Origin of the sequence: Actinokineospora guangxiensis, assembly GCF_042657845.1 — a bacterium.
GTDB classification, from domain to species: domain Bacteria; phylum Actinomycetota; class Actinomycetes; order Mycobacteriales; family Pseudonocardiaceae; genus Actinokineospora; species Actinokineospora guangxiensis.
The window spans coordinates 1-25,363 of record NZ_JBHSKF010000026.1 but is presented as its reverse complement, the minus strand read 5'-3'; the positions used below and the strand labels follow the sequence as shown (position 1 = coordinate 25,363).

General features: G+C 71.8%; 30 protein-coding genes. 15 read left to right on the top strand and 15 right to left on the bottom strand.

The features are described from left to right. Nucleotides 1-318: cold-shock protein (locus ACFPM7_RS30095; protein ID WP_378251234.1), on the top strand; the 318-nt coding region annotated here is incomplete at its 5' end. Nucleotides 319-588: 270 nt separating this feature from the next. Further along, the gene (locus tag ACFPM7_RS30090; RefSeq protein ID WP_378251233.1) at nt 589-966 is read left to right on the top strand and encodes a BlaI/MecI/CopY family transcriptional regulator; all 378 of its coding nucleotides are present in this window, start codon (nt 589-591) and stop codon (nt 964-966) included. 80 nt (nt 967-1,046) lie between these two features. Here the strand turns inward: ACFPM7_RS30090 and ACFPM7_RS30085 are convergent, their stop codons facing one another. After that, on the bottom strand, nt 1,047-1,649 hold the full coding sequence (locus tag ACFPM7_RS30085) for a TMEM165/GDT1 family protein (RefSeq protein ID WP_378251232.1): 603 nt from the start codon (nt 1,647-1,649) through the stop codon (nt 1,047-1,049). 311 nt (nt 1,650-1,960) lie between these two features. Between ACFPM7_RS30085 and ACFPM7_RS30080 the strand changes: the two genes are divergently transcribed. Continuing rightward, nucleotides 1,961-2,875 (top strand): M56 family metallopeptidase, encoded by a 915-nt coding sequence (locus ACFPM7_RS30080; protein ID WP_378251231.1) that lies wholly within the window; start codon nt 1,961-1,963, stop codon nt 2,873-2,875. A gap of 6 nt (nt 2,876-2,881) precedes the next feature. Here the strand turns inward: ACFPM7_RS30080 and ACFPM7_RS30075 are convergent, their stop codons facing one another. From ACFPM7_RS30075 to ACFPM7_RS30055, 5 genes are all read right to left on the bottom strand, one after another. Beyond that, nucleotides 2,882-3,904: an ABC transporter ATP-binding protein gene (locus ACFPM7_RS30075; protein ID WP_378251230.1), complete on the bottom strand. Its 1,023-nt coding sequence runs from the start codon at nt 3,902-3,904 to the stop codon at nt 2,882-2,884. Next, nucleotides 3,901-5,388 (bottom strand): ABC transporter permease, encoded by a 1,488-nt coding sequence (locus ACFPM7_RS30070; protein ID WP_378251229.1) that lies wholly within the window; start codon nt 5,386-5,388, stop codon nt 3,901-3,903. The genes ACFPM7_RS30075 and ACFPM7_RS30070 overlap by 4 nt, the downstream gene beginning before the upstream one ends. Before the next feature lie 71 nt (nt 5,389-5,459). Next, entirely contained in the window at nt 5,460-6,524 is a 1,065-nt protein-coding gene (locus ACFPM7_RS30065) for an iron ABC transporter substrate-binding protein (protein WP_378251228.1), read from the bottom strand. 530 nt (nt 6,525-7,054) lie between these two features. Next, nucleotides 7,055-7,558: a hypothetical protein gene (locus ACFPM7_RS30060; RefSeq protein ID WP_378251227.1), complete on the bottom strand. Its 504-nt coding sequence runs from the start codon at nt 7,556-7,558 to the stop codon at nt 7,055-7,057. 211 nt (nt 7,559-7,769) lie between these two features. Continuing rightward, nucleotides 7,770-8,648: a CPBP family intramembrane glutamic endopeptidase gene (locus ACFPM7_RS30055; RefSeq protein ID WP_378251226.1), complete on the bottom strand. Its 879-nt coding sequence runs from the start codon at nt 8,646-8,648 to the stop codon at nt 7,770-7,772. 193 nt (nt 8,649-8,841) lie between these two features. On the opposite strand from ACFPM7_RS30055, the gene ACFPM7_RS30050 reads away from it, so the two are divergent. Next, the gene (locus tag ACFPM7_RS30050; RefSeq protein WP_378251225.1) at nt 8,842-9,432 is read left to right on the top strand and encodes a TetR/AcrR family transcriptional regulator; all 591 of its coding nucleotides are present in this window, start codon (nt 8,842-8,844) and stop codon (nt 9,430-9,432) included. A gap of 212 nt (nt 9,433-9,644) precedes the next feature. Here the strand turns inward: ACFPM7_RS30050 and ACFPM7_RS30045 are convergent, their stop codons facing one another. Then, the gene (locus tag ACFPM7_RS30045; RefSeq protein ID WP_378251224.1) at nt 9,645-10,706 is read right to left on the bottom strand and encodes a TerC family protein; all 1,062 of its coding nucleotides are present in this window, start codon (nt 10,704-10,706) and stop codon (nt 9,645-9,647) included. 227 nt (nt 10,707-10,933) lie between these two features. Here ACFPM7_RS30045 and ACFPM7_RS30040 point away from each other — a divergent pair, with 227 nt between their 5' ends. Beyond that, nucleotides 10,934-11,356 (top strand): helix-turn-helix transcriptional regulator, encoded by a 423-nt coding sequence (locus ACFPM7_RS30040; RefSeq protein ID WP_378251223.1) that lies wholly within the window; start codon nt 10,934-10,936, stop codon nt 11,354-11,356. Nucleotides 11,357-11,376: 20 nt separating this feature from the next. On the opposite strand, the gene ACFPM7_RS30035 is transcribed toward ACFPM7_RS30040, so the two are convergent. After that, nucleotides 11,377-11,565, bottom strand: coding sequence for a universal stress protein (locus ACFPM7_RS30035; protein WP_378251222.1), 189 nt, complete (start codon nt 11,563-11,565; stop codon nt 11,377-11,379). Nucleotides 11,566-11,576: 11 nt separating this feature from the next. Beyond that, nucleotides 11,577-11,915, bottom strand: coding sequence for a universal stress protein (locus ACFPM7_RS30030; protein WP_378251221.1), 339 nt, complete (start codon nt 11,913-11,915; stop codon nt 11,577-11,579). A 547-nt stretch (nt 11,916-12,462) separates the two neighbouring features. Between ACFPM7_RS30030 and ACFPM7_RS30025 the strand changes: the two genes are divergently transcribed. Further along, nucleotides 12,463-13,131 carry a GerMN domain-containing protein gene (locus ACFPM7_RS30025; RefSeq protein WP_378251220.1) on the top strand — a complete coding sequence of 223 codons (669 nt, stop codon included), beginning with the start codon at nt 12,463-12,465 and terminating at the stop codon, nt 13,129-13,131. Between the two features lie 164 nt (nt 13,132-13,295). On the opposite strand, the gene ACFPM7_RS30020 is transcribed toward ACFPM7_RS30025, so the two are convergent. Continuing rightward, entirely contained in the window at nt 13,296-14,159 is an 864-nt protein-coding gene (locus tag ACFPM7_RS30020; protein WP_378251219.1) for a universal stress protein, read from the bottom strand. Then, nucleotides 14,159-14,467 carry a hypothetical protein gene (locus tag ACFPM7_RS30015; protein ID WP_378251218.1) on the bottom strand — a complete coding sequence of 103 codons (309 nt, stop codon included), beginning with the start codon at nt 14,465-14,467 and terminating at the stop codon, nt 14,159-14,161. The genes ACFPM7_RS30020 and ACFPM7_RS30015 overlap by 1 nt, the downstream gene beginning before the upstream one ends. A 503-nt stretch (nt 14,468-14,970) precedes the next feature. Here ACFPM7_RS30015 and ACFPM7_RS30010 point away from each other — a divergent pair. The 7 genes from ACFPM7_RS30010 to ACFPM7_RS29980 all read left to right on the top strand — a co-directional run bounded on the left by ACFPM7_RS30010 (nt 14,971) and on the right by ACFPM7_RS29980 (nt 19,376). Next, nucleotides 14,971-15,195, top strand: coding sequence for an SHOCT domain-containing protein (locus ACFPM7_RS30010; RefSeq protein WP_378251217.1), 225 nt, complete (start codon nt 14,971-14,973; stop codon nt 15,193-15,195). Between the two features lie 132 nt (nt 15,196-15,327). Continuing rightward, nucleotides 15,328-15,735: an OsmC family protein gene (locus tag ACFPM7_RS30005; RefSeq protein WP_378251216.1), complete on the top strand. Its 408-nt coding sequence runs from the start codon at nt 15,328-15,330 to the stop codon at nt 15,733-15,735. Beyond that, nucleotides 15,732-17,144, top strand: coding sequence for an MBL fold metallo-hydrolase RNA specificity domain-containing protein (locus tag ACFPM7_RS30000; RefSeq protein ID WP_378251215.1), 1,413 nt, complete (start codon nt 15,732-15,734; stop codon nt 17,142-17,144). Before ACFPM7_RS30005 ends, ACFPM7_RS30000 begins: the two co-directional genes overlap by 4 nt. A 139-nt stretch (nt 17,145-17,283) precedes the next feature. Next, nucleotides 17,284-17,526: a PLDc N-terminal domain-containing protein gene (locus tag ACFPM7_RS29995; RefSeq protein WP_378251214.1), complete on the top strand. Its 243-nt coding sequence runs from the start codon at nt 17,284-17,286 to the stop codon at nt 17,524-17,526. Nucleotides 17,527-17,697: 171 nt separating this feature from the next. Beyond that, nucleotides 17,698-18,702 carry a hypothetical protein gene (locus ACFPM7_RS29990; RefSeq protein WP_378251212.1) on the top strand — a complete coding sequence of 335 codons (1,005 nt, stop codon included), beginning with the start codon at nt 17,698-17,700 and terminating at the stop codon, nt 18,700-18,702. A 52-nt stretch (nt 18,703-18,754) separates the two neighbouring features. Then, nucleotides 18,755-19,210 (top strand): DUF2267 domain-containing protein, encoded by a 456-nt coding sequence (locus ACFPM7_RS29985; protein WP_378251211.1) that lies wholly within the window; start codon nt 18,755-18,757, stop codon nt 19,208-19,210. Nucleotides 19,211-19,217: 7 nt separating this feature from the next. Beyond that, a complete protein-coding gene (locus ACFPM7_RS29980) occupies nt 19,218-19,376 on the top strand; it encodes a metal-sensing transcriptional repressor (RefSeq protein ID WP_465251850.1) in 159 nt (52 codons plus the stop codon). Between the two features lie 37 nt (nt 19,377-19,413). Here ACFPM7_RS29980 and ACFPM7_RS29975 read toward each other — a convergent pair whose 3' ends face one another. Then, nucleotides 19,414-20,097: an ABC transporter ATP-binding protein gene (locus ACFPM7_RS29975; RefSeq protein WP_378251210.1), complete on the bottom strand. Its 684-nt coding sequence runs from the start codon at nt 20,095-20,097 to the stop codon at nt 19,414-19,416. Further along, the gene (locus ACFPM7_RS29970) at nt 20,094-21,182 is read right to left on the bottom strand and encodes an ABC transporter permease (RefSeq protein WP_378251209.1); all 1,089 of its coding nucleotides are present in this window, start codon (nt 21,180-21,182) and stop codon (nt 20,094-20,096) included. Before ACFPM7_RS29970 ends, ACFPM7_RS29975 begins: the two co-directional genes overlap by 4 nt. 171 nt (nt 21,183-21,353) lie before the next feature. Here ACFPM7_RS29970 and ACFPM7_RS29965 point away from each other — a divergent pair, with 171 nt between their 5' ends. Continuing rightward, nucleotides 21,354-22,571 (top strand): sensor histidine kinase, encoded by a 1,218-nt coding sequence (locus ACFPM7_RS29965; protein ID WP_378251208.1) that lies wholly within the window; start codon nt 21,354-21,356, stop codon nt 22,569-22,571. Next, a complete protein-coding gene (locus tag ACFPM7_RS29960) occupies nt 22,568-23,239 on the top strand; it encodes a response regulator (RefSeq protein ID WP_378251207.1) in 672 nt (223 codons plus the stop codon). Before ACFPM7_RS29965 ends, ACFPM7_RS29960 begins: the two co-directional genes overlap by 4 nt. Here the strand turns inward: ACFPM7_RS29960 and cydB are convergent. After that, nucleotides 23,228-24,313 (bottom strand): cytochrome d ubiquinol oxidase subunit II, encoded by a 1,086-nt coding sequence (gene cydB, locus ACFPM7_RS29955; RefSeq protein ID WP_378251206.1) that lies wholly within the window; start codon nt 24,311-24,313, stop codon nt 23,228-23,230. The genes ACFPM7_RS29960 and cydB overlap by 12 nt on opposite strands. Nucleotides 24,314-24,327: 14 nt before the next feature. Next, nucleotides 24,328-25,363: cytochrome ubiquinol oxidase subunit I (locus ACFPM7_RS29950; RefSeq protein WP_378251205.1), on the bottom strand; the 1,036-nt coding region annotated here is incomplete at its 5' end.

Sequence of the window (25,363 nt, the reverse complement as noted above, 5' to 3'; positions counted from 1 at the left end):
AAGGGCCCGCAGGCCCGCGATGTGCACCTGGTCCGGGGCGCCGAGCCCCAGACGGTGCCGCCGCGACGCTCGGAACCTGTCGCGACCGCGGGGCCGGCGGCGCGGGAGGTGCCCGTGCGAGGCGGCGAGGGCGTTGTCGCCCGCTACGACAGCGACCGCGGCTTCGGGTTCATCACCCCGGACTCAGGCGGCGACGATCTCTTCGCCCACGTGTCCGTCGTCATGGGGTCAGAGCCACTGCGGAAAGGTGACCGGGTCCGGTACGCGGTGCGCCACAGTGACCGAGGCCCGCAGGCCGACCGCATCGAACGCCTCTGACGAGGCGACCTCACCGGTGGCTGATCACGGGGCCGCCCACCCGGACGGCGCGGCGCTGGTCGGAACGGGATCAAAGGTTCGATCAGCTCCCGGAGAGTCGGTCCTCAACCCGCCGCGGTCGGAGTGGATAGCGCCGTTCACCGGGTACTCCACCAACCTTCAGGTCGCCATCGAAGGGTCGGTCGCGCCTGCCCGCGAAGGGGGAGCCTCTCCCGAAAACGGGACGGTTGCCGCGCGAATGGCCAGGTGGTGGAACTGTACGATGCGGCTGTGACTGGCAATCCGGCTGCTCGCCGAGCACCTGGCGAGCTGGCCGCCGAGGTGTTGCGCGTGCTCGGCGGCGCCGGTTCCGCGCTCACGCCCGCCGAGGTCCGCGACGCGCTGGACCCCACCGGCGCCCTGTCCTACAGCGCCGTGGTGACCACGCTGACCCGACTGCACAGCAAGAAGCTGGTCAACCGCCGGCGCGATGGACGCGCCTACCGGTACTCGGCGTCCGCCGACCCGGCCGCGCTGACGGCGTGGCGCATGGGCAGGCTGCTGGACGCCGAGAGCGACCGCGCGTCGGTCCTGATGCGGTTCGTCAGCACGCTGAGCGAGCACGACGAGGCGCTGTTGCGCGACATGCTGCGCGACCACGACGCCTGATCGCCCCTTCCACACCGCAGTACGCGTTGCGGTGGTGACACCTCGCCCGGTGCCGCCACCGGGTTCGCCGCGACCGGTGCTCAGGAGGTCAGTTCGATCACGGCTTCGACGCCGAGCCACACGGCGAAGGCGAAGAAGAGCACCGCGGCGCCGATGCGGATGGTGCGCTCGGGCAGCGACTTGCCGAGCCAGCGGCCGACGAGGATGGCGAGGGCGTCCGCGGCGACCATGCCGATCGTGGAGCCGATCGTGGAGCCGATCCAGGTGCCGAACCAGCCGTAGTCGGTGGCCAGCGTGATGGTGGCGAGCATCGTCTTGTCGCCCAGTTCGGCGAGGAAGAACGCGGTGCCGACCGCGATCACCACCGACTTCACCTGGCGCTGGGCCTTGGCCTTCTCGTCGTCGGTGAGCACGTCCCCGCGCAGCGTCCACAGCCCGAACACGACAAAGGCGAGCGCGGCGGCGAGGTTGATCCACCCGGTCGGCAGCGCCGCGCCCAGTCCCGCGCCGAGGGCGACCGAAGCCAGGTGCACGATCGCGGTGGCGCCGGTGATGCCGATAAGGACGGGCAGCACCCGGTGGCGGGTGGCGAAGGTCAGCGCCATCAGCTGCGATTTGTCGCCCAGCTCGGCGACGAAGATGACCCAGAATGAGACGAGCGTGCTGGTCAGAACCGCGTCCACAGTGGTTGTGCTCCTGGTCTGCTCTCACCGGACCAGGGCCAGAAACGCGCGCGACCTCGATCCGGCATAGTCGATATGCCTGGATCGAAGGTCTCGCCCGCCCCGCACGCGAGGCCGCCCGACCGGACCCGCCGAAGCGGATCAGTGTGTCGACCGGGACGTTGGGGGCTACTCCCCTTCGCTACCGGGGCGACGGTGAGCGCAGCCACCTCGGCGCTCCACTGTGGGCAGCAGGCAACGCTGGGGTGTTCTGTCGGGTACGGCGGATCGTAGAGTTCGAGGTGCGGGTGGGTCCGGGCGCTGGAGGCGGGATGTACAACCACGTCGAGTGGTCGGTGTTCGTGGTCCCCGTCGTGGTGGTCGCGCTCGTCTGGCTCATCGCCGACCGCGTCCAGCCGAGCACGGGCCTGAAGGTGGTCACGTGGTCGGCGGTCGCCGCGGCGGCGGCCAGCACCGTCACCCTCGCGGTCTTCGCGCTCAAGGCGCTCGCCGAGGTGCCCGCGGTCGCCGCCGTGGGCGACTGGTCGCGCGAGGTCCTGGTGGCCAACAGCGCCCACGTGCCGTGGATGTCGGAGCTGGCGCTGCTCTGGCTCGCTGTCTCCGCGGTGGTCGCCTGCCGAGCGGTCGTGCGCCGTCGTCGGCGGCTGCGGCAGGTCGAAGCGGAGATCGCCAACCTCGGCGCGGTGGACGATGTGGTCCACGTCGACTCACCGGAGGTGATCGCGGTCGCCGTGCGCCGCCGGGACGGACAGGGCCGCATCGTGCTGTCCTCAGCCGCCCTGGCGCAGCTGGACGAGCGGCAGCGGCGAGCGGTCATCGCCCACGAGCGCGCCCACCTCGCGGGCGGCCACCACCGCCTGCTCTGGTTGGCCAGGCTGGCGGCGATCGCGCACCCGCTGCTCTGGCCGCTGGCGATCAAAGCCGCTCACCTGGCCGAGCGCGCCGCGGACGAAGAAGCCGCGACTGCGGTCGGCGACCGGCGCGTGGTCGCTCGCGCTATCGGCAGGCTCGGGCTCGCCGGGGCCTCCGTCGCCGCGCGCGGTGTGCCCGCGGCGGTGGGCGCGTCGGCGGGCTCGGTCCCCCGCCGGGTCTCCGCTCTGCTCACCGGCGCCTCCGGTCGTCGGTGGCCCGCTCTGCTCCCGCCGCTGATCGCGGCCGGCACCATCGTGTCGACCGGTGAGTGCGTCTACGACTTCGTCGAACTCCTCGTCTCCGCCTCCCACTGACACCAGTCAGGACTCGGCGACCTGGGCCAGCGCCACGCCGCGCACGCCGACGGCCAACTCGGAGCCCGGCTCCACGGGCGTCGTCGCGGGCACCCTGGCCGTGACCACCGTGGCGTCGGCCAGCCGCAGGGCCACCAGCAGGTCGTGTCCGTGGAAGGCGACCTCGACCACGGTCGCCGTCGCCGGTCCGCCGCCGAGCCGGATCTGCTCGGGGCGGACCACGACGGTGAACCGCTCGGCCACCGGGTGGGAGGTCAGCTCGACCCGTCCGAGTCCGGTGGCGGCGGTGTCGCCGTCGGCGACGGCGGGCAGGGCAACGGCGTCGCCGACGAACCGGGCGACCCACTCGCTGTTGGGCGCGCGGTAGACCTCGACGGGTGCTCCGACCTGCACGACGACGCCGTCGCGCATGACAGCGACCTGGTCGGCGGTGGACAGCGCCTCGTCCTGGTCGTGGGTGACCAGCACGACCGTCGCCCCCGCCGCCAGCAACGCGGCACGGATGTCGCGGCGCAACTCCACGCGCAGCGCCGCGTCCAGGGCGCTGAACGGCTCGTCGAGCAGCACCAGCCGCGGGCGCGGCGCGAGCGCCCTGGCAACGGCGACCCGCTGCTGCTGGCCCCCGGACAACTCGTGCGGCCAGCGGCGCCCGTATCCGGCCAAGCCGACCAGCTCGAGGACCTCATCGACCCGGGCCGTCCGGCGCTGCTCGCGGGTCAGCCCGTAGCCGACGTTGGCCGCGACGCTCAGGTGCGGGAACAGCGCACCCTCCTGCGGCACGACCGCGATCCGCCTGCGGTGCGCGGGCACGTGCACCGACGTGCCCGCCACGACCTGGCCGTCCGCGAGGATCTCGCCCGCGTCCGGGCGCTCGAAGCCCGCGATACAGCGCAGCAGCGTGGTCTTGCCGCACCCGGACGGCCCCAGGATGGCGGTGAACCCGGCCGAGCCGACGTCGAGGTCGACTCCGCGCAGCGCCGGCGTGGCCCCGTAGGACTTGGTCACCGCGCGCACCACCAGGTCGGTCATGCGGACTCCTTCGTGAGCACCCCGGTCCGCCGGACCAGCACCCAGGCCGGGAACGCGGACATCAGGACCAGCAGGAACGCGTACGGCGTGGCGGCGGCGTACGCGGCGACGGTGGTGTGCGTCCACAGCTCGGTGGCCAGCGTGTCGACCCCGGTCGGCCGCAGCAACAGCGTGGCGGGCAGTTCCTTCATCGCGCTGAGGAACACCAGCGCCGCGCCCGCGCCGATCCCGGGCAGCACCAGCGGCAGGGAGACGGTGAACGCCACCCGCACCGGCCCGGCGCCGAGCGAGCGCCCCACCTCACCCAGCACCGGCGGCGCGGCCGACGCCGCGCCCGCGACGGACACGACCGCGAGCGGGAGGAACAGCGCCGCGTAGGCCAGCGCCAGCAGCCACACCGTCTGGTACAGCGGGTAGGCCACGTTGATGCCGAAGAAGACCAACGAGAGACCGACCACCAGCCCCGGCAGGGCGTGGGTCAGGTAGGCCAACCGGTCGAGCAGGGTCGCGGGCAGCGACGAGCCGCGCGCGGCGAGGAAACCCAGGGGCAGCGCCAGCAGCACGGTAAGCCCGGCCCCGGCCGCTGACAAGGCCAGCGACGTGGCCGCCGCCGACGCCACCTCCGTGATCGCCCCCGCCCGCGACACCCCCGCTGCCAGCCGCAGCACCAGGTTGACCGCGACCACCCCGAACGCCAAGACTGCGACGGCCACCAGCGCTCCCGCCGCGATCGGCTGGAACGCCCCCAGCCGCAGCGTCGCCGGGAGGCGCAGACCGCCGCCCACCCGCGAGTAGCGAGCGCCCTTGCGCTTGACCGCGGTCTCGCCCCCGAGCAGCAGGACCGTGAGCACGACCAGCACACAGGACAGGACCAGCGCCCCGGTCCGGTCGAACCCGAGGTCGAACGCGAGGAAGATCGCCCGGGTGAAGGTGTCCGCCCGCAGCACCGCCACCGCGCCGAAGTCGGAGAGCACGTAGAGCGCGACCAGCAGCGCCCCACCCGCCACCGCGGGCCGGACCTGCCGCACGCTCACTCCCACGAGCGCGCGCAGCGGTCCGTGCCCGAGCGAGGCGGCCACCTCTTCCTGGGCCGGGTCGGCGCGGCGCAGCGCCGCGGCCACGGGCAGGAACACATAGGGGTAGGACCCCAAGGTGAGCACGAGCGCCGCCGCCCAGAACCCCTCGAACCCCGGGAAAGCCGACATCCACGCGAACCCGGCCACATAGGACGGCACCGCCAGCGGAAGCGCGGCCAGGACTGCGAACCCCCGCCGGAACCGCAGGTCCGTGCGCACCACCAGCAGCGCGGTCCCCACTCCCAGCACCAGGCACGCCCCGGTGACGACGGCGGCGAGCGCGACGCTGCGCGCCGCCAGCTCGACGACACGCGCGGTGAACAGCTCCTCGGCGATCCTCGCCCACCCTGCTTCAGAAGTGCGCACGACGAGGTAGACGAGCGGGATCAGCGCCACGACAACGGCCATCGCGGCGCACAACAGCAGCGGGCTTCTCCTCCGAACACCGCGGCGGCGTCCGGAGGAGGCGGTCGACCGGATCAAGGCACCAGACCGGAGCCCTTGATGATCTCCACCGTCGCGGCGAGGTCATCGATGTCGTTGAGATCCACCGGGGGGATCGCCAGCGAGTCGAGCGCGGGCGCGTACGCCGGGCCTGTCACGCCCGGCACGACCGGGTACTCGTAGGTCTGCTCGACGAAGTACTTCTGCCCCTCGGGGCCGAGCAGGTAGTCCAGCAGCGCCCGCGCGTCCGGGTCCGCCGCGGCCTTCTTCAGCACACCGACACCGGCCACGTTGACCATCGCGCCGCTGTCACCGCCGGGGAAGAAGTGCAGCTTCGCCGTCATCGTCTCCGGGGTCTTGCCCTGCTCCTTGGCGATCTCGCCGAGGTAGTAGTGGTTCACCAGGCCGACGGCCAACGTGCCCGCCTCGACCTCCTCCACGATCTTGGCGTTGCCGTCGCGGACCTGCGGCTCGTTGGCGGCAAGGCCAGCGAGGAACTCCTTGGCCTTGTCATCGCCGTGCTGCACACGCACCGCGGTGACGAACGCCTGGAACGAGGCGTTCGTGGGTGCCACGCCGACCTTGCCCTTCCACTCGGGCTTGGTCAGGTCGAACACTGAGGCGGGCAGATCGGCGGACACCAGGTCCGGGTTGTAGACCAGCACCCGGGCCCGAGCCGTCACCCCGACCCACTCGCCGCTCTTGGCCCGGTAGCTCTCCGGCACCTGCCCCGTCACCTCGGCGGGAAGCGCCGAGAACAGCCCGGCCTTCGCCACCGCCCCGAGGGCGCCGGCGTCCTGGGCGAAGAACACCTCGGCGGGCGACTTGTCGCCCTCTTCCAGCAGCTGGGTGGCCATCGCCGAGGTGCCCGCGTACCGGGCCTCCACCGCGATCCCGGTCTTCTCGGTGAACTGGTCGAAGAACGGCTGCACCAGCTCCTCACCCCGCCCGCTGTAGACCACCACCTTCTTGTCCGACGCGGGCGCCGCGCCAGACGACGGAGCAGACCCCGCCTCCCCGTCACCACTGCCGCACGACACCACCCCGGCAGCGATCACACCCACCACCGGCACAACCCACCCACGCCCGAACCTCGCCATGCCCACTCCTTCACCACCGGGTTCTACACCGCGGTAGAAGGTAGCCAAGGCTAAGCTAAGAAGCCATTGTCTCAAACATCACAATTCGGACGATGCTGATGTGGATCAAGCGGCGGGGCCGGGCTTGCGGGCCAGGGCCGCCGGTACGCGACGACCTTGTCCAGGGCGACGTGACCGCGGGCTGCTTGAGCAGGGTGATCCCGCACTCAACGGCGACGGACAGGGCGAGCTGCCCGGCGCTCGCCGCGACGAAGGCGGCGCGGCGCGCGGGGCGGAGTCGGACCATCGCCGTCGGCATCGGGACGTCATGGTGCTCAGCCAACGCGTGCGCGCCGCGGCGATCGAGGCGCCCGGCCCAGGCGCAGGGGTTGGGTGGTCACGAGGCGGGGGGCGTCGTCGGGCAGGACCTGCCGGGCCGATAGTTCGCGCGGGTAGAGGAGATCAGCGCAATGAGAGTGCCACGGACTGCAGGGCGAACCTCCGTCGAGCCCCCAGCGGCGATGGAACCCGACTGATCACCGGATGCGTTCTCAGGTGCCTGCGCCGCTGTCGAGCAGCCAGTGGTAGCGCATGCGCATCGCACGCTCTACGGCGCCGATCACCGCACCGAAGCCGAGCGCGAGGTTGAGCCACAGCGGCAGACGCAAGGGCGACTCAAACGCGCCGAAGGCGTCGGCGATCATCGGGATTCGGGAAATCGGTTCGGCGATCTGCAGCAGGTTCAGACCGACTCCGACGAGCAGCAGGAGAACCGAGACAACTCCGATGAGTCCACTCGCGGTGGGATGCTCCCGGTCGAACCGCATGCGCCGTCCCTCGCCGGATCGCGGGTCGGGGACGAGGCGCCGTACGGCTCCGCTGTCGGCGACGAAGTGGCAGCGACGCAGGCCCGCATTGCTTCTGCTGACCTCGATGTGCCCGCCTTCGACCGCGAATCGCGCGGGCAGTGTCGACTCCAGTCGGAGGAACCCGTCGAGATACAGTCCGGCCCTGACCACACCGTGCAGGGCATCACCGCCGTGCTTGACGTCCACCGTGTGCACCACCGGGCGTCCCTGGTCCGGGAGCGTGATCGACAAGACCGAACGGCGTGTCATCTGCCACCAGCGCAACGGTGCCAGTGGTCGTCCGTCGCCCGGAGTCGCGCGCTTGGTCAGGCGGCGTTCGTTCCAACTCGAGCCCATGTGTTCCGTCTCTCCCAGCCTGGTCGTCGTGAGGTCGCGTCGTTCCCGGCGAGGCCGCCAGTCATCCAGCCGTGCCAGGTGTGCGCGCAGGCCCGTCCTTGCACGTCATCCACCAGACGATCGCAGTGATGACGACGAGTGCGGCACTGGGCGCGAGGTTCAGCCACGAGCCGATCGCCTCGCCTCGAGTGGCCAACTCCGCACCGATGTCGACATGCAGGGTTGTGCCGAGCACGAGAGCGGTCACGTTGTAGACGCCGTGCAGGACGACAGCGACTTCGAGCCCGCCGGTGCGCCACGTCACAATCGCCATGGACGAGAACAACACGAGATAGGACGTGAGCAGGAACGGGTCGAGCGTTCCGTGGACGAGCGAGAACAGCACGGAAGTCGTGACGATGCCGAAGATCGCGCCCGACCTCGCCCCTCGGGTCCAGCCACCGAGCACGCGGAACAGCAGTCCGCGGAATCCGTACTCCTCCCCCGCGGCGGCGAGAGGCGTCAGCAGCATCCCGATGACGAAAAACGAGACCAGATCGACCGTCGTCCACGGGACGGAGTCGACGCCGCCCAGCGCGACAGCCGCGACCACGATCAGCAGCGGCGGCCCGAACACCAGCAGTGCGCGACCGAGCACCCCGAACCGGAACCGGCCTGCCACAGAGTGCAACGACCTCGCCCCCACGCCGTAGACGACGCGTTGCACCAGCATCGAGTACGGGATGAGCACAGCCAGCCCCAGCGCGCCTGCCGCCTGCCGCAGCGGCGTCGATGGTCCCGAACGACCGAACAGAGCGGCATCGACGACTTCCGAAAGCCGTTGGAACAGGACTGCGAAACCGATGAACCCCACCACGAGCAGCACGATCGCGAGAATTCCCCGAAGGATGCGCCGTCCCTCCCCCGCGTACACGCGGTGGTACTCGGTGCCTGCCGACACACCGCGCACCGGCACTGGTTGATCGCCTCGCAGAAGCCAAGACTGCCCCCGAGCTGCCATTGTCCACTCCTCGTGTTGTCGCGCGACCCAGCGTCTATCACGCTGTACTAGTTCTATCACACTGTACTAGAAGTGCGCGTCTAACACGCTGTGATAGGAAGATGCGGGACAATCGAACGAGGTGAACCACCGCATGACCCACAGCACGCGAGACAAGATCCTGGTCGCCGCCGCGACCATGCTCGGCGAGGATCCGACGGCCAGGCTGAGCGTGCGCGCCGTGGCCGCCCGCGCGAACGTCAGCACCGGGTCGCTGCGGCACTTCTTCCCCACCCAGCGAGCCTTGATCGACGAGGTCATCGCACGGCTCCACGAGGTGGACCTCCCGGACGACCCGATGCAGGACCTCACCCGAACACCGGCAGAGCGCCTGGTGGCGTGCCTGCAACTGTTGCTGTCACAGGTGGGAACAGGAGAAGGAGCCCGCAACCACTGGGGCGCGCTGTACCACGCCTACGTGGCGTCACCTCCGTCCGAGGACGACAGCCACGCCTTCCTGGCCCTCGAACAGCTCGCCGTACACCGCGTCATGCGATGGCTCTCCGCCCTGCGCGACGACGGAGCCCTCGCACCCGGCGAACTCGAACACCACGCCCGATTCCTCCTAACCGTCATCAACGGCCTGCTGACCGAACGAGCCCTCCCCGGCGACCTGGCACGACTCGAGTTCGAAGAGCGCACGCTCACAGCCGCCACCTCAGCAGTTCTGCACCAACAGCCCTAAGGCACGAGCCACCTACCACGCCGGGACCACAGGCGGCGTCGCGCAAACCCGCACTGATGGTGATGAAGCACTGCCCGCCGGAGTTCACGGCCGAGGCGGTCGCGCTCTGCCGGTCCCGGCCCGGTACTGCACCGATGCCCGCGTAGGACGGAAGGACGGCCGGCCAGGGAGCATCCCGGATGCGGAGGCGCGCCATGGGGTTGTCGAACGCGTCAGTCGCGTGTCGACTGGCTCGTTGCCGAGGCTGACGGCGGCTGCCCCGGTCGCGCGGCGATCACGTCTGATGTGGTCGTGTCACCGACCGGACAAGCACCAGGCGCCACCGCGTCGGCGGGGCCGTGTCCGGCGGCCCCGGCGCTGGCAGGGGTGGTGCGGGTGCGAATCCAGCTGGCCGTCACGGCGATGGCGAGCAGGAGGGCGACCACGGCCAGCGAGAGTCCGGTGGGGATCTTGTAGATGTCGAGCAGCAGCATCTTCACGCCGACCCAGACCAGAACGAGCGCGAGGCCGAGCTTGAGGTAGACGAAGCGGTGCATGAGGTCTGCGAGCAGGAAGTACATGGCGCGCAGGCCGAGGATGGCGAAGGCGTTGGAGGTGAAGACCAGGAACGGTTGCTGGGTGACGGCGAAGATCGCGGGGATGGAGTCGACGGCGAAGACGATGTCGGTGACCTCGACCAGAACGAGCACCGTCAGCAGAGGGGTGGCGACCCAGCGCCCGGCCTGCTTCACCCAGAACCTCTGCCCGTGGTACTGGTCGGTGGTGGGAACGACCTTGCGGAACAGGCGCAACACGATGCTGCGGGCCGGATCGACGGACTCCGTGCGGTGCAGAGCCATCTTGACCCCGGTAGCGACGAGGAACGCGCCGAACACATAGAGGATCCAGGCGAACGACGCGATGAGCACCGACCCCGCGGCGATGAACGCGGCGCGGAACACCAGCGCGCCCAGCACCCCGTAGAACAAGACTCGGTGCTGGTGCTCCCTGGGCACGGCGAAGTAGCTGAAGATGATCGCGAACACGAACACGTTGTCGACAGCGAGGGACTTCTCGATCACGTAGCCGGCGAAGTACTGGCCCGCGAACTCGGCGCCCCAGGCCCACCACACGACAGCGCCGAAGCCGAGTCCGAGCGCTACCCAGACCGCCGACCAGATGGCAGCCTCGCGGACTTCGACGACGTGGGCGCGGCGGTGGGCGAACAGGTCGATGGCGAGCATCAGCAGGATCGCGCCGAGCACAGCGGCCCATGCCCACAGGGGAACAACCACGATGGAACACCTCCGGTCACGTGCAGTGGACCAGAGGTCTCCCCAACCATCCCGCGCGCTGCGTCCGCGGTGACGGCTCCGAGACCGGGCAACCGCTCAGGGCTGCCGTACTGACGATCTCGGATGTGGTGGGTACTCCCCTCCGCACCCCGAGAATGACGAACCAGGCTTCGTCTGTCAAGGTGGGGATGCCGTGATGCAGGCTCCGACACCGCAGGAGATGCCCTATGGTCGCCCGTATGCGGCCCGCCGACCCGTCTGCCGACCACGCACCGACCGCCGACGACAACACCGCCGCGGCGACACCGGCCGCGGGTGCCGGGTGGACGTTCCTGAGCAACCACGCCCACGTGCTGCTGTGCCTGGCCGCCGATCCCGACCAGACGCTGCCGGTGATCGCCGAGCGGGTCGGCATCACCAGCCGCGGCGTCCAGCTCATCATCACCGACCTCATCGAGGGCGGCTACATCGAGCGCACCAAGATCGGCCGGCGCAACCACTACCGCATCAACCCCGGCGGACACCTGCGTCACCCATTGGAAGCCCACCACAGCATCGCCGACCTCATCACCGCCCTCGGCCCACGACGGTCCTCGGACGCCGCCGAGGACGGCGCTGCGGCACCGGCTGCCCCGCTCTGTGACAGGTGAATCCGGCTCGTCGCTTTCGATCATCTTCGACCCCGGTTCCGCCAGCCGGGCGTCCCGGCAGATGGCCGGACCGCCGGTGACGCGCCCCGGTGGACGACCGCGACGGGGCAGGGCGCCTGTGTCAGCACGGCCTGGCTGACAGAGCCGAACAGCCGCCCGAGCGCACCGCCCGCACCGCCGGAGCCGACGACGAGCAGCCGCGCGCCCAACGCCAAGCCGGTCAGCAGCCGAGTCGGACCGCTTCGGCCACCGCGAAGCCGATCACCGCCTCCGACCTGGCCGACCCGTCGACCCCGGCCACCACCAGACCACGGGACTCCGCGGGGCCTGGTTCGTCCACAACCGGGCGCACCACGACCACCGGGCACTCCGCGTTGGCGGCGACCCGCAGCGCGGTGGAGCCCGGGAGGGCTCCTGACACCCCGCTGTGCGAGCCGGCGATGAGGACACTGGCTTCGTGGCGCAGGAGCACCTCGGCAGCCGTCCCCGCAACGGTGCTGCCCACGACGCGGACACCGGGCTCGGCCCGCCGAGCCACCTCGGCGGCGGCCTCGACCACCGCATGGTCCCTTCCCGCGTGGACGATCCGCAGGAGCCGCCCGCGAGCCGCTCTCGCCGCCCACTCGACCGCGGCCGTTGCCCGGGGCGAGCCGTCGACTCCGACCACGACCGATGCTCTGGACACGACGATCTTCTCCTCCGTTCGACGATCACTCGACTGTGCCCGACGCGCGGCCGCGAGCAAGCGTGCCCAACGTTCTGGAACCCGGGACCTTGGTCGCTCGCCGAGGCGCGCACCGGGACCGACAGTGGCAAGAACTCCGTGAAGGGAAGGGAGTCGCGCGATGTCGAACGCGACCGTGCGTGTCATGTCGGTCCTGGCCGCCTGCCTGCTGGCCTCGGCCGGGTGCGGTGGAACCGCCCCACCATCCGCGGGTCCGACCACCGCGACCGCGGCAACGGTGACCCCCAACTCGACGGCACCACCGATGTCGATGCCCACGACGGGCCTGCCCTCAGTGTCGGTCGCACCGCGTTCGACGACCACCCGCCCTGTGCCGGCGGGTGCGGCGCAGACGGCGGTCTACCTTCTGCGCGGAGAGAAGGTGTTCCCAGTCGCCCGGACCGCGGCCCCGCCCGCGGTCGCCGGTGACGCCCTGCGGGCGCTGTTGGCTGGGCCGACCGCGGCCGAACGCGCGGCAGGCTATCGCACTGCGGTGCCTGCCGGGGTCACGCTGCGCGGGCTGACCATTCGGGGCGGCACCGCGACCGTCGACCTGACCGGCAGGTTCGCCGCCGGGGGCGGCTCGGCCTCGATGTTCGCTCGCCTCGCCCAGCTCACCTTCACCCTGACGCGGTTCAGCACCGTCGACCGGGTGGTGCTGTGGCTCGACGGCGTGCCCGTGCGGTCATTCAGCGGCGAGGGCATCGTCATCGACCATCCGCTGGTCCGTGGCGACTACGAGGACCAGACCCCCGCCGTCCTGCCCGACTCCCCCGTGGCATACGCCCGGGTCGGCAGCCCGATGCGGGTGTGCGGCACGGCGAACACCTTCGAAGCCGTCTTCCACCTCGACGTCCGCGACTCGACGGGCCGAACGGTGACCACCGCGCGAGTCCAGGCCACCTCCGGCACCGGCACCCGCGGCACCTTCGACGTGACCGTGCGCTTCACCGGCGCCAAGCCCGGACTCGGCACGGTGATCGCCTGGTACGCCTCGCCGAGGGACGGTGCCCGCGTCGAGGTCGCCACCGTGCCGATCCGGCTGGGGTGAGGCGCTCGGGCTCCCACCGCAGCGGAGGAACCAGGATCAGCCGCCGCGGTTCGGACCGGTGGGGATCGCGGCGACGGCCGAGCAGCATCCGGGAGCCTTCGGCGCGGTCTCGCGGTTCGGCCCGGCACGAGCCGCTCGGCGGCGCGAGGGCCCGTGCCCGGCGGTCATCGCACGGGCACCACCGCGACAGGGCACGAGGAATGGTGCAGGACGGCTTGGGCAGTCGCCCCTGCCGTAACCCCGGCGAACGGGTTGTGGAAGTGGCTGCCGACAACGAGCAGCTGTGCGCCCTCGGAGTCGCCCACCAGCGCACCCGCCGCTCTGCCGCGCGCCACCCTCCGCGTGACTGGCACGTCGGGGTACTTCTCGGTCCACCGTGCCAGCCGTTCGGCCAGTACGGTGTCCTCCTCCTGCTGGATGCCCTCCCAGTCGACCAGGTAAGGCAGGGGTACCGCACCGCCGAAGTACTCGATGTCCAGCCAGGTGTGCACCGCACGAAGCGGGACTCGTCGGTGGGCGGCTTCATCGAAGGCGAAGGCGAGCACCCCGTCGGCCGCGGGTGTGTGGTCCACGCCCACCACGACCGGCGCCTGCTCGGGAGCGGACCCCCGGACGACGACGACGGGGCTGTGGGCGTGCGCGGCCAAGGCGAGCGCCAGGGAACCGGCGAGCAGCCCGCGGAAGCCGCCGAGACCGCGGTTGCCGAGCACAAGGGCGTGCGCCCGCTCGGAGAGTTCGATGAGGACCCTCGAGGGCACCCCCACGCGCTGGTCGAGGACCGGGTCGATGCCGGGAACCGCGGCCCGCGCGGCAGCGGATGCCTCCGCGAGCACCCGGTCCGCCTGCTCCGCCATCGCGGTGGCCCACCGCCCGTCGACGGCGGCCGCCGTGCGCAGCCGTGGCGGCGGTGGCGGGTAGACGTGCAGCAGCCGCAGTGGCAGGCCCCGGGGCGCGGCCTCGCGGGCAGCCCAGCGGGCGGCGTCCAGCGCGGTGGCCGAGCCGTCGACAGCAGCGATCACCTGGTTCATCAGCGAATCCTTCCCGATGTGCGCAGCAGAGCTGAAAGAGGTCGTCGGGCAGGGGCAGCGATGGCGCGGGCGGGCACACCCAGCCGCAGGAGCACCTGTGGATGACCGGGAAGCTCGGCGAGCCCGGCGAGGGCGATTCGCGTCTGGTGCACGTGCACGGGCTGGCTGATGACGGAACCGGCCGGGCCCATCGCGGTGGCGGCGAGCCAGGTCTGTTGCGGCACCGCGCCCGCGGGCAGGTGGTCGCTTCGCCCGTCGCCCGGGGTGAACACCACCAGGAGGGTCCCTTCGGCCAGTTGGGCGGCCACGGTGTCACGTCCGATCGGTGTCCACCGGACCCCACCGCGGCGGGGTCGACGTCGACGCCAAGCCAGAACTCCGACTCGGCGCGGAAGAACGCGTCGTCGCGGCCGGGTGTTGTGCACCGAGGGCGCCCAACCGGTCGCCGCCGCCAGAACCACTTCCTCAGCGTGGGTCCATCGCGGCCGGTTCGACGGCGGTCCTCGCTTGCGCGTGATGTGCGGGACAGCGGGCCTCGCGCTCGGCTTGGACATGGCACCTCCTTGGCACACCGGAGCACCACAGATCCTCAAGTGGGCCGCGACCTGGCGAGAGAGGCGAAAGTCCCGCGGGTCGGGCCGCACCGGTGTCCGCCGCTGGAACTCGTCCCGCGGCTCAGCAAGCCGAGGTGTGGCGTGGCGCGGGAGGACGTGCCGTTGGTTGCTGTCGCATGGGTGCGTTGGTCCCTAGGAGTGGCAAGCAAAGCGGGCGCAGCCTTGGCCACGTCACCACCATCCGGGAGGAGGATGCCATGTTCGGCTGGCACTCGGGAGGCTTCGGCTGGGAGGGCGTCTTCTTCGCCATCACCGTCGTCGTCCTGTTCTGGGGTGGTCTCGCCACCACGGTGGTGCTCGTCTTCCGGCACTTCGGTCCTGGCTCGGCGGCGGGCGCCAAACGCATCCTCGACGAGCGGTTCGCGCGCGGAGAGATCGACGCCGAGGAGTACGCCGCTCGGCGGGCGAAGCTCGAACGCTAGCCGTGGACCGAGCGGCCCAGGTGTCCGGAGTTCCTGACCGATCCTCGTGGCGGCGGTGGTCACCGCCTCGACCCGGCGTCGTGTCGACCACGTGGGCAGGCCCGACGAGGCCCCGACCGGAAAGGCCATCCCATGGCGATCATCTGCGTCACCCACCTGCACCGCGACCGGTTCCTCGCGAGCACGCGCGGGCACCCGGTCCTGGTCGACCAGCCTGGCGAGGACATCGCCCCCAGCCCGGTCGAGCTGTGTGTCGTGGCACTGGCGACGTGTGCCGCCCACTACGCCGTCGGCTACCTCCGGGAGAGAGGCGAACCGGAGTGCGGCGTCACTGTCGAGTGCAGGTGGTCCATGCGCCCGGATCCACCGAGGGTGGGTCGGGTCCGGCTGGCCGTGCGCACCCCGCAGCCGCTGTCCGACGAGCACCGCGCCGGGCTGCTCACCGCCGTGGACCGCTGCACGGTGCACAACACACTGCGGATGCCGCCCGATATCGAGGTGCAGGTCACCGATGGCGCGGCGCCGGTGGGGCAGCGTTGATCCCCGACCACCGCAAGACCCGGGAGGACAGCCCTGCCGCGATCGAGTTCCTCGGCGGAGTCGGAACGGTCACCGGCAGCAAGCACCTGGTGTCGTCGGCGCGCGACCGCGTCCTCGTCGACTGCGGGCTGTTCCAGGGCCTCGCCTCGCTGCGCAGGCGCAACTGGGCACGGCTGCCGGTGGGGATCGCCGACTTGGACGCGGTGCTGCTGACCCACGCCCACCTCGACCACACCGGATACCTCCCCGTCCTGGTCCGCGCGGGGTGGCGCGGACCGGTCTATGCCACACCGGACACGGCGCGACTGGCCGAGATCGTGCTGCTCGACAGCGCACACCTCATGGAGGAGGAAGCCGCGCACGCCAACGCTCGCGGCTGGTCGAAACACCACCCCGCGCGCCCGCTCTACACCCGGCGAGACGCCGCCGCCGCGGTGGCCTGCGTGGCCACCGTCGACTTCGACACCCCGTTCGCAGCGACCGACGGCGTGGCGGCGGAGTTCGGCTCCGCAGGACACATCCTGGGCTCGGCCTGGGTGCGCCTGGACCTGGCGGGCGGCAGGACGGTCGTGGTCAGCGGAGACCTCGGCAGAACAGGCCACCCGCTGCTGAATCCACCGCGTCCGCGCCCGGACTGCGACGCGTTGCTGCTGGAATCGACCTACGGGGCGCGCGTGCACGACGACGCCGACCTGGACGACCGACTCGCGAGAACGATCACCGACACCGTCGGCGGGGGCGGGAGCGTGCTCATCCCGGCGTTCGCCGTCGACCGCACCGAGGTGGTGCTGGCCGCCCTCTCCAGGCTGCGGCGGGCCGAGGCGATTCCCGACGTGCCGGTGCTCGTCGACAGCCCGATGGCACTGGCCTCGCTGCGGGTCTACCAGCACGCGATCGCCGAGCACGACCCCCGACTGCGGCCCGCCCTGTGGCTCGGCGGCGATCCCTTCGCCCCGCTGCGGCTCTACGAACTGCACACCGTCGAGGAGTCCATGGAGGCCAACCGCCCGCGTTTGCCGTCGGTCGTCATCTCCGCCTCGGGCATGGCGACCGGAGGACGCGTGCTGCACCACCTCAAGCACCTCCTGCCCGATCGGCGCAACACCGTCGTCATCGTCGGATTCGCGGCTGCGGGCACCCGCGCCCGGCAGCTTGCCGACGGAGCGGGTGAGGTGAAGATCCACGGCCGCTACGTGCGGGTCCGGGCCCGCGTCGACGTTCTCGACGGATTCAGCGCCCATGCCGACGCCGACGATCTTGTGACCTGGGCGACCTCGGGCCGCCCGCCGCGCACCGCGTACCTGGTGCATGGTGAGCCCGATGCGAGCGCGAGCCTCGCCGGGCGCCTGCGCGACGAGCACGGCTGGAGCGCTGTGCTCCCGCGGGAGGGGGAGCGTGTCCTGGTCTGAGGCGCGAGTGGCTGTGGCGCACCCGCTCCCGGGTGGCCGATCGCCGCGCGCTCCGGGATCTCGGACGTTCATGTCGCCCGGGGCGGGCCCCACCGGGTGGGACGGCTCGACATCGGCTCCACAGATGAAGAGGACAAGGATGACGAACAGAACGTGGTCTCGCCTGAGCACCCGCGAGCGGCAGGGCATCGTGCTGGGCGGGGTGGCGCAGTTCGCTCTCGCCGGGTGGGCGTGGTGCGATCTGGCGCGCAGACCCGCAGCCCTGGTCAACGGGCCCAAGCGGGTATGGGCGGCGGTGATCGCCGTCAACTTCGTCGGGCCCGTCGCCTACTGGCGGTGGGGACGCACCGCCACGGCGGGGGCACGGCGGTTCTCCCGCTGACCGCTCGCCTCGCCCGGGACGTCGCCACCGGCGACGACGTCGGCTCGTCGTCGGCTCGTCGCCGGCTCGCAGGGGTCTTTCGTCTCGCGGACGCGGGACCGAGGTCTCCGGATACCGGACCGGGCCGGATCGACGATGTCGGTACGAGACGAGAACGGTGGGAGGACTGCCATGAGCACCGGGTTGACCGCTGGGCAGGAGGCGGCGCTGGTCAGGCTCACCGACAACGGCACGGTGGACGATGCCCAACTCGAGGCGGTGCGGCAAGCGTTGGCCTGCGCTTCGCCTCGGCACGGCGTCGGTCGTGGTGAGGTGCTGGCATACCTCGGCGGCGGCCTCGTCTTGGCGGGCGCGGTGCTGATGGCGGCGACGCTGTGGCAGGACCTGGGCCGCGACACGCGGGTTCTCGTGCTGTTCGCCGCCGCGATGGCGCAGTTGGTGGCTGGGCTGCTCGCGAGTGACGGAGGTGGTGGAGGGCGCCGTGCCGCGGGAATGCTGTTCGCGCTGGGGTCGGTGGTGGCGGCGTTGTCGGTCGGCGCGGCCGTGACCGAGCACGTGGCAGCGTGGGGCGCGGTCACCGGCTTGGCGTTCGCGGCGGTCACCTACGCCTACCTCCCCGCGCTGCCCAGCCTGTTCGTCGCGGGTGCCAGCGCGTTCGTCCTGGTCATCGACCTCGTCTTGGCCGAAGCACGGGCCGAGCCGCGGGCGGCCGCCGCTGCTCTGGTGGCGTTGGGCCTGCTGTGGGGCGCGATGACCGTGTCGACGATGGTGCGCCCTGACTGGGCCGGGTACGGGATCAGCCTCCTGACCGCCCTGATCGGCGCGCACGTCGCCACCGGCGGCGCGGCGGGCGCGGCCTGGTCGGCCACGCTGACGGCGGGGATCGCGGTGTTCGCTTTCGCCGCCTACGCCCGATACCGCCACCCGATTCTGCTCGCCGGCGCGGTGATCGGCACGTGCCTCGCCCTTCCCGAAGCGGTGTGGGCCTGGACGGGCGAGTCGGCAGGCGCCGCGGCGGGCATCCTCGTCGCGGGGGTGGTGCTGCTCATCGTCGGCGTTCCCGCCGTGGTCCGCCACCGCGACAGCCGACCGGCACAGGACCGGCAGGACCAACGGCACGCCGCAGCGGGACTCCCGCACCTTCGCAGGACGAGCGAGCCCGAGCAGAGTCGGTGACCCGGACAGCCGCACAGCGGGCCGCGGCGAGGTAGGACACCAGGAGAACAGCTTGACCGGCACCAAGGTGATGATCTTCGAGCAGGCCGGGCAGGACGCGCGCCGGTGGGGGCGTGAGATCGCGCACGGCTTCCCCACCGATGACGAGCGCTTCGTCTACCGGGTGCTGCGCGCCTGGCTGCGCACCGTGCGCGACGAGCTGTCGGTGCCCGCCGCCGCCCACCTCGCCGCTCAGCTCCCCGATCTGCTGCGCGGCACCTACTACGAAGGGTGGAACCCCAGCCGCACTCCGCGCGGCGACCACGCGCGGGAGTTCGCGGAGCGCTTCGCCCGCGAGGCCCACATCTCCGCCAAGGACGTGCCGACCGCGGCGCGGGTGATCACCTGCCGCCTCGACCGGCTCATGAGCCGCGGTCAGGTCCCGAAAGCCCTCGCCCACATCCCGCACGACATCCGTGCCCTGCTGGAGTCCGCTCTGCCCGCGTCCTCCGGAACTCACGAGGCGTGATGACGACGTGGTGACCCAGCTCGCCGCCGCCTCCAGCGCCCTGGACCGAGCGGGCTTCGCGATCATCGCCACCGGCCTGGAGCACTGCCTCGCCGACAGCACCGACCCAGCCGACCGCGACCGCACCCGCAAGCAACTGGAGAAGCTCTTCTTGTCCCTGGCCTGAGCGACGCCCGCTCGCGGGCAGCGGTCACGTCCGCGAGTCAGCCGGCGGGGGGCGCGGGCCGCAGGCGACCGTCGTGGACTTCGGCGACCTGGTCGGCGACGGCGAGGTGGGTGCGGTCGTGGGTGACCAGGACGGTGGCGGTGGCCTGGTGGTGGGTGAGCCGGGTGATGAGGTCGACGACGGCGGCTCCGCGTTCGCGGTCCAAGGCGCTGGTGGGTTCGTCGACGAGCAGGACGGTGGGGTCGTTCATCAGGGCGCGGGCGATGCTCACGCGTTGGCGTTGACCGCCGGAGAGCTGGTGCGGGCGCCGCGCCGCCTGGAGTGTCAGGCCGACGGCGTCGAGCAGTTCCATGGCGCGGGGTCGGGCTCTGGCCGGGGAGCGGCCGTCGATCTGGGCCATCACCTGGAGCTGTTCGGCGGCGGTGAGGGCGGGCAGCAGGTTGGGCTGCTGGAAGACGATGCCGATCTTGCGGCGGCGCAGGTCGGCGAGCTCGCCGCGGCTCATGCCCGCGGTCGCGGCGCCGTCGACGGTGACGGTGCCCGAGTCAGGGGTGATGAGGGTGGCGGCGACGGCCAGCAGGCTGGACTTGCCGGAGCCGGACGGGCCGACCACGGCGGTGAGGCTGCCTCGCGGGACGGCCATGGTGACCTGGTCGAGCGCGGTGAGACGGCTGTCGCCGTCGGGGTATGTGAGGGTGACCGCGGTCAGAGTGAGGCTCATCGGGTGTTCCCCAGGGCGGTGAGCGGGTCGACGGAGGTGACGCGGCGGACGGCGAGCGCGGCTCCCAGTGCGCCGAGCAGGACCATCACAGCGGCCGGGACGAGCACGGTGACGGGGGTGAGGACGAAGGGGACCGCCGAACCGGCGAGCCCGGCGCCCAGGGCGGCGGCGATTCCGGTGCCGATCAGGGTGCCGCCGGTGAGCAGGACGACAGCCTGGCCGAGGGCGTCCTTGAGCAGTCCGGCCGTGGTGGCTCCCAGCGCCTTGAGGACGGCGACGTCACCGCTGCGCTGAATGGTCCAGACGGTGAAGAAGGCGCCGATGACCAGGGCGGAGATGACGAACAGAAAGCCGCGCATCAGCTGCAGCGAGCCGTTCTCCGAGGTGTAGGAACCGATAGCGGACAACGAGTCGTCCTTGGTGACCGTCTTGGTGCCCGCGGCCTGGTCGGTGGCGGCGATAGCGGTGTCGGAGGTGGTGTTCACTGCGACCACGGTCGCGGTCGGACTGTCGCCGGTGCTGCCGGGGGACGCGATGGACCGCCAGATGTCGAGGGTGGTCCAGACGACCGGGGTGTGGCTGAAGGATGCCTCGCCGGACACCGCGGCCACGGCCAGCCGCCGTCCGGCCAGGACGACGGTGTCCCCGGACCGGACGCCCAGGTCGTCGGCGGCCGGAGCGGAGAGCACAACTGTGTGCCCGGTGAGCGTGTCGCTGTCGAGGGCGAGGGCAGACCCGGACCGGACGCCGAACACCGAGACGGCGGCGCTTCGGTCGCCCGCGGTCGCCTTGGTGGTGGTGATGCCCAGCGGCTCCGCGCTGGTGACCCCGGGGGCGGTGGCCCACTGCCGCCACTGCGCCTCGGTGACGGACGAGTCCGCGAAGGACAGGCCCTGGCCTCCGCCCGGGGCGGCGAAGACGATCCGGGCGGCGGGCAGGCCGGTGATCGCCGAGGTGTTCTGCTTGCCGAGCCCGGCGGTCAGCCCGGACAGCAGGCCGACCAGCAGCGTGATCAGCACGATGACAGTCCCCATCAGGGCGAACCGTCCCTTGGCGAACTTCAGGTCTCTCCAGGCGAGGTACACGGTTTCGGTCCGTCCTTCTCAGCGGTCGGGTGGGCGCTGCTCCAGGGTCGTCGTCGGCGCCGTGTCGCGGCATCTGACCGGGGATGGCACTTCACGAGCCGAAGGACGGCGCGCCGTTTGCACCTTTCGACAGAGGTGAGACCCGTCGAGGCTGCGTAGCCTGGGGGCACTGTGAACGCCGTTCCTGCTCTGACTCCGACCAACCGGGTGCTGGTGTGGTGCCTGCACCTGCTGCTCGTCGCCCTGCTCGCCTTGGCGGCGGCACGGGCGGCGGTCGGCGGGCAGCCGCAGGCGGCGCTGGTCATCGCGGTGGCGGTGCTGTGCGGGGTGGTGTACGCGGCCGGACCGGTGCTGCCCCGCGTGCGCACGTCACGGCAGTTCGCCGCGGGGTGGCTGGCGGCCCTCGGCGCCGTGTGGCTGGTCTTGGTGGCATTGACCGCCGACGGCGTGTGGGTCGCTTTCCCGATGTACTTCCTCCAGCTGCACCTGCTGCCGCGCTGGGCCGGGCTGAGCGCCGTGGTCGCCACCGCGGTGGCCGCGATCACCGCGTTCGCCGCGCACCAGGGGGTCTTCAGCCCGGTCGCCGCGGTCGGCCCGGCCCTCGGCGCCGCCGTCGCGGTCGCCGTCGTCTGGGGGTACCAGGCGCTGTACCAGGAGAGCGAGCGACGCAGGCAGCTGATCGAGGAACTCACCGCGACCCGCGCCGACCTGGCCGAGGCCCAGCACACCGCCGGGGTGCTCGCCGAGCGGGAGCGCCTGGCCATCGAGATCCACGACACCATCGCCCAAGGGCTGTCCAGCATCCAGTTGCTGCTGCGCGCCGCGGAACGGTCCCTGCCCGACTCCTCCGCGACCGCGGCCCGCTACGTGGACCAAGCCCGCCAAGCCGCCGCGGACAACCTCGCCGACGCCCGCCGCTTCATCGCCGCACACACCCCGCCCTCCCTCGACGACACCACGCTGACCGGTGCGCTGGAACGGCTGTGCGCCACCACCGGCACCCGCCACCAGATCGCAGCGCGGTTCCGCCGCGCGGGCGACCCGGTACGGCTGCCGACCGCTCACGAAGTCGCCCTGCTGCGCATCGCGCAAGCCGCGCTCGCCAACACCGTCCTCCACTCGGGCGCCGCCACCAGCGAGATCACCCTGAGTTACCTCGGCAACGAGATCACGCTCGATGTCGTCGACGACGGAACCGGCTTCGACCCCGCGAGCCTTCCGGCGCCCGATCCCGGAGAAGGCGGGTTCGGACTGGCGGCCATGCGCGCCCGCGCCCGCGCGCTGGGCGGCTCGCTCGGCATCGAGTCGACGCCCGGTCACGGGACCGTCCTGACCGCTCGGCTCCCCCTGCCACGACCCACCGAAGCCCATCCCGAGGACCGCCCGTGACCGCGCCCATCCGCCTCCTGCTGGCCGACGACCACCCCGTGGTGCGCGCGGGTCTGCGCGCCGTCCTGGAAACCGAGCCCGGACTCGTCGTCGCCGCCGAGGCCGCCACCGCCGAAGACGCCGTGGCCCGCGCTGCGCAGGGCGACATCGATGTCGTCCTCATGGACCTTCGCTTCGGCGCTGGGATGACCGGGACCGAGGCCACCGCGGCGATCACCGCGCGCTCCGGCGCGCCCCGAGTCCTCATCGTCACCACCTACGACACCGACGCCGACACCCTGCCCGCCATCGAAGCGGGCGCCACCGGATACCTGCTCAAGGACGCCCTCCCCGAAGACCTCACCGCCGCCGTGCGCACCGCGGCCGCGGGGCGCACCACCCTGGCCCCCACCGTCGCCGACCGGCTCCTGCACCGGATGCGCACGCCCGACCTCGCCCTGACCCGCCGTGAGACCGATGTGCTCACCCTGGTCGCCGACGGCCTGTCCAACCGGGCGATAGCCGCACGCCTGCACCTCGCCGAGGGCACCGTCAAGTCCCACCTCGCCCGCTGCTACACCAAACTCGGCGTCGACTCGCGCACCGCCGCCGTCGCCACCGCGGCCGATCTGGGCGTCATTCGCCGACGAGGGCCGGGAGGCGGGTCCGCTGCTCAGTCACGTCGCTGATCCGTGCAAGTTTCGGGACGGGGTGGTGGTTCGCGGGGTGTCGGTGGTGCCGGATGCCGCGGTGGGGTCGCCGATCGCGGCCGCGGGGATGTGGTGGGTGGCGATCCGCTTGCGGAAGACCCAGTAGGTCCAGCCCTGGTAGGCGAGCACCGCCGGGGTCCCGAACAAGGCCACCCAGCTCATCACCGTGAGGGTGTACGGGCTCGACGCGGTGTCGACGATGGTCAGCGAGTAGCTCGGGTCGAGAGTGGAGGGCAGCACGTTCGGGTGCAGCGCGCCGAAGAGCGCGATGACCGCGGCGGCGACCGACACACCGAGCAGGGCGAAGGCCTGGCCCTCGCGGACGGCGGCCAAGCGGGCGACGGCGAGGACCGCGCAGCCCGCCGCGAGCGCGAGCGGAACCCAGGTCCACGGCGAGCCGGACCGCAGTTGGACCACCAGGAGCAGGGCGACCAGCGGTGCCAGGGCGAGCGGGGCCGCCGCTGTCCCGAGACGGCGCGCGCGAGCGCGGATGGGGCCGTCGGTCTTGAGGGCGGTGTAGGTGGCGCCGTGCAGGAGGGCGAAGCCCGCGACGGCGGCGGCGCCGAGGAGCGTCTCCCAGCCGATGGCCGCGAAGGGTCCGCCGACGCGGTTGCCGTCGGGGCCGATCGGCAGGCCGGTCAGGTTCCAGGACAGCAGGAGTCCGACGCCGAGCGCGGCGCCCCAGGAGGCGGTGGTGATGACGGTGTCCCAGGTGCGGCGCCACGCCGCGCTGTCGATCTTGCCGCGGTACTCGAAGGCGACACCGCGGCCGATGAGCGCCACGAGGAACAGCAGCAGCGGCAGGTACGCCGCGCTGAACAGCGAGGCGTACCAGCCGGGGAAGGCGGCGAAGGTCGCGCCGCCCGCGACCAGCAGCCAGACCTCGTTGCCGTCCCAGACCGGGCCGATGGTGTTGATCATCACGCGGCGTTCGGCCTCCTCCCTGCCGAGGACGGGCAGGAGCATGCCGACGCCGAAGTCGAAGCCGTCGAGGAACAGGTAGCCGAGCCAGAGCAGGGCGATGATGGCGAACCAGAGGGTGGGCAGGTCCATGGTGAGCGCTCCGGTCAGTAGGCGAAGTCGAGGACGGACGCGTCGCGGTCCCGAGTCCCCGTCTCGGGGATCTTCGGGGCGCCCGCGAGCACGACGCGGCGCAGGAGGACGAACTCGATGACGGCGAGCAGCCCGTAGACGACGGTCAGGACGACCAGTGAGGTGGCGATCTCCGCGACGGTCATGCCGGACACACCTTGGGCGGTGAGCATCCAGACCCCGTCGACGCCGCCCGGGTTGGGCGCGACGACGAAGGGCTGCCTGCCCATCTCGGTGAAGATCCAGCCGAAGCTGTTGGCCGCGACGGGCGCGGCGATGGACCACAGCGCGATCCGCGCGGGCCAGCTGCCCAGGTCGGACCGCCCGCGGCGGGTGGCCCACAGCGCCCACGCGGCGACGGCGGCGGCGAGCACCCCGAAGCCGATCATGAGCCGGAAGCTCCAGTAGGTGACGCGCAGGTCGGGCACGTAGTCGATCGGCTGACCGGCGAACTCGCCCAGGGCGGGGTCGTCGGGGTAGGTGGTGCCGTAGCGCCGCTGGTACTGGGTGACCAGGTCGTCGACCCCGTCGACTCGGGCGTCGAAGTCGCCTTCGGCGAGGAAGGACAGCAGAGCGGGCACGGTGATGGATTTGACCGAGGCGCAGTCCTGGCCCGCGACGTCGCCGACGGCGAAGACGGAGAAGCCCGCGGGCTGCTCGGTGTGGCACAGCGCCTCGGCGGCGGCCATCTTCATCGGCTGCTGCTCGAACATCAGCTTGCCCTGGATGTCGCCGGTCACCGCCAGCACGACGAAGGCCGCCAGTCCGACGACCCCGCCCAGCCGGGTGGTCGCGCGCCACACCTCGCGGTCGCGGCTCCGGGCGAGCTGCCAGGCCCCGACGCCGACCAGCACGGCCGCAGCGACGGCGAACGCCCCGGCGATGGTGTGCGGGATCGCCGCCAGCGCGGTGTTGTTGGTCAGCACCGCCCAGATCGAGGTCAGCACCGGCTTCCCGTCGACCAGCGCCACCCCGACCGGGTGCTGCATCCACGAGTTCGCGGCCAGGATG

Coding starts and splice junctions, on each gene's coding strand:
- ACFPM7_RS29995 (WP_378251214.1), top strand. CDS start 17,284: ATGACGAACAGAACGTGGTCTCGCCTGAGCACCCGCGAGCGGCAGGGC.
- ACFPM7_RS30050 (WP_378251225.1), top strand. CDS start 8,842: ATGACCCACAGCACGCGAGACAAGATCCTGGTCGCCGCCGCGACCATG.
- ACFPM7_RS30020 (WP_378251219.1), bottom strand. CDS start 14,159: ATGAACCAGGTGATCGCTGCTGTCGACGGCTCGGCCACCGCGCTGGAC.
- ACFPM7_RS30040 (WP_378251223.1), top strand. CDS start 10,934: ATGGTCGCCCGTATGCGGCCCGCCGACCCGTCTGCCGACCACGCACCG.
- ACFPM7_RS30070 (WP_378251229.1), bottom strand. CDS start 5,388: ATGGCCGTTGTCGTGGCGCTGATCCCGCTCGTCTACCTCGTCGTGCGC.
- ACFPM7_RS29975 (WP_378251210.1), bottom strand. CDS start 20,097: ATGAGCCTCACTCTGACCGCGGTCACCCTCACATACCCCGACGGCGAC.
- ACFPM7_RS30005 (WP_378251216.1), top strand. CDS start 15,328: ATGGCGATCATCTGCGTCACCCACCTGCACCGCGACCGGTTCCTCGCG.
- ACFPM7_RS29990 (WP_378251212.1), top strand. CDS start 17,698: ATGAGCACCGGGTTGACCGCTGGGCAGGAGGCGGCGCTGGTCAGGCTC.
- cydB (WP_378251206.1), bottom strand. CDS start 24,313: ATGGACCTGCCCACCCTCTGGTTCGCCATCATCGCCCTGCTCTGGCTC.
- ACFPM7_RS30080 (WP_378251231.1), top strand. CDS start 1,961: ATGTACAACCACGTCGAGTGGTCGGTGTTCGTGGTCCCCGTCGTGGTG.
- ACFPM7_RS30065 (WP_378251228.1), bottom strand. CDS start 6,524: ATGGCGAGGTTCGGGCGTGGGTGGGTTGTGCCGGTGGTGGGTGTGATC.
- ACFPM7_RS30010 (WP_378251217.1), top strand. CDS start 14,971: ATGTTCGGCTGGCACTCGGGAGGCTTCGGCTGGGAGGGCGTCTTCTTC.
- ACFPM7_RS30075 (WP_378251230.1), bottom strand. CDS start 3,904: ATGACCGACCTGGTGGTGCGCGCGGTGACCAAGTCCTACGGGGCCACG.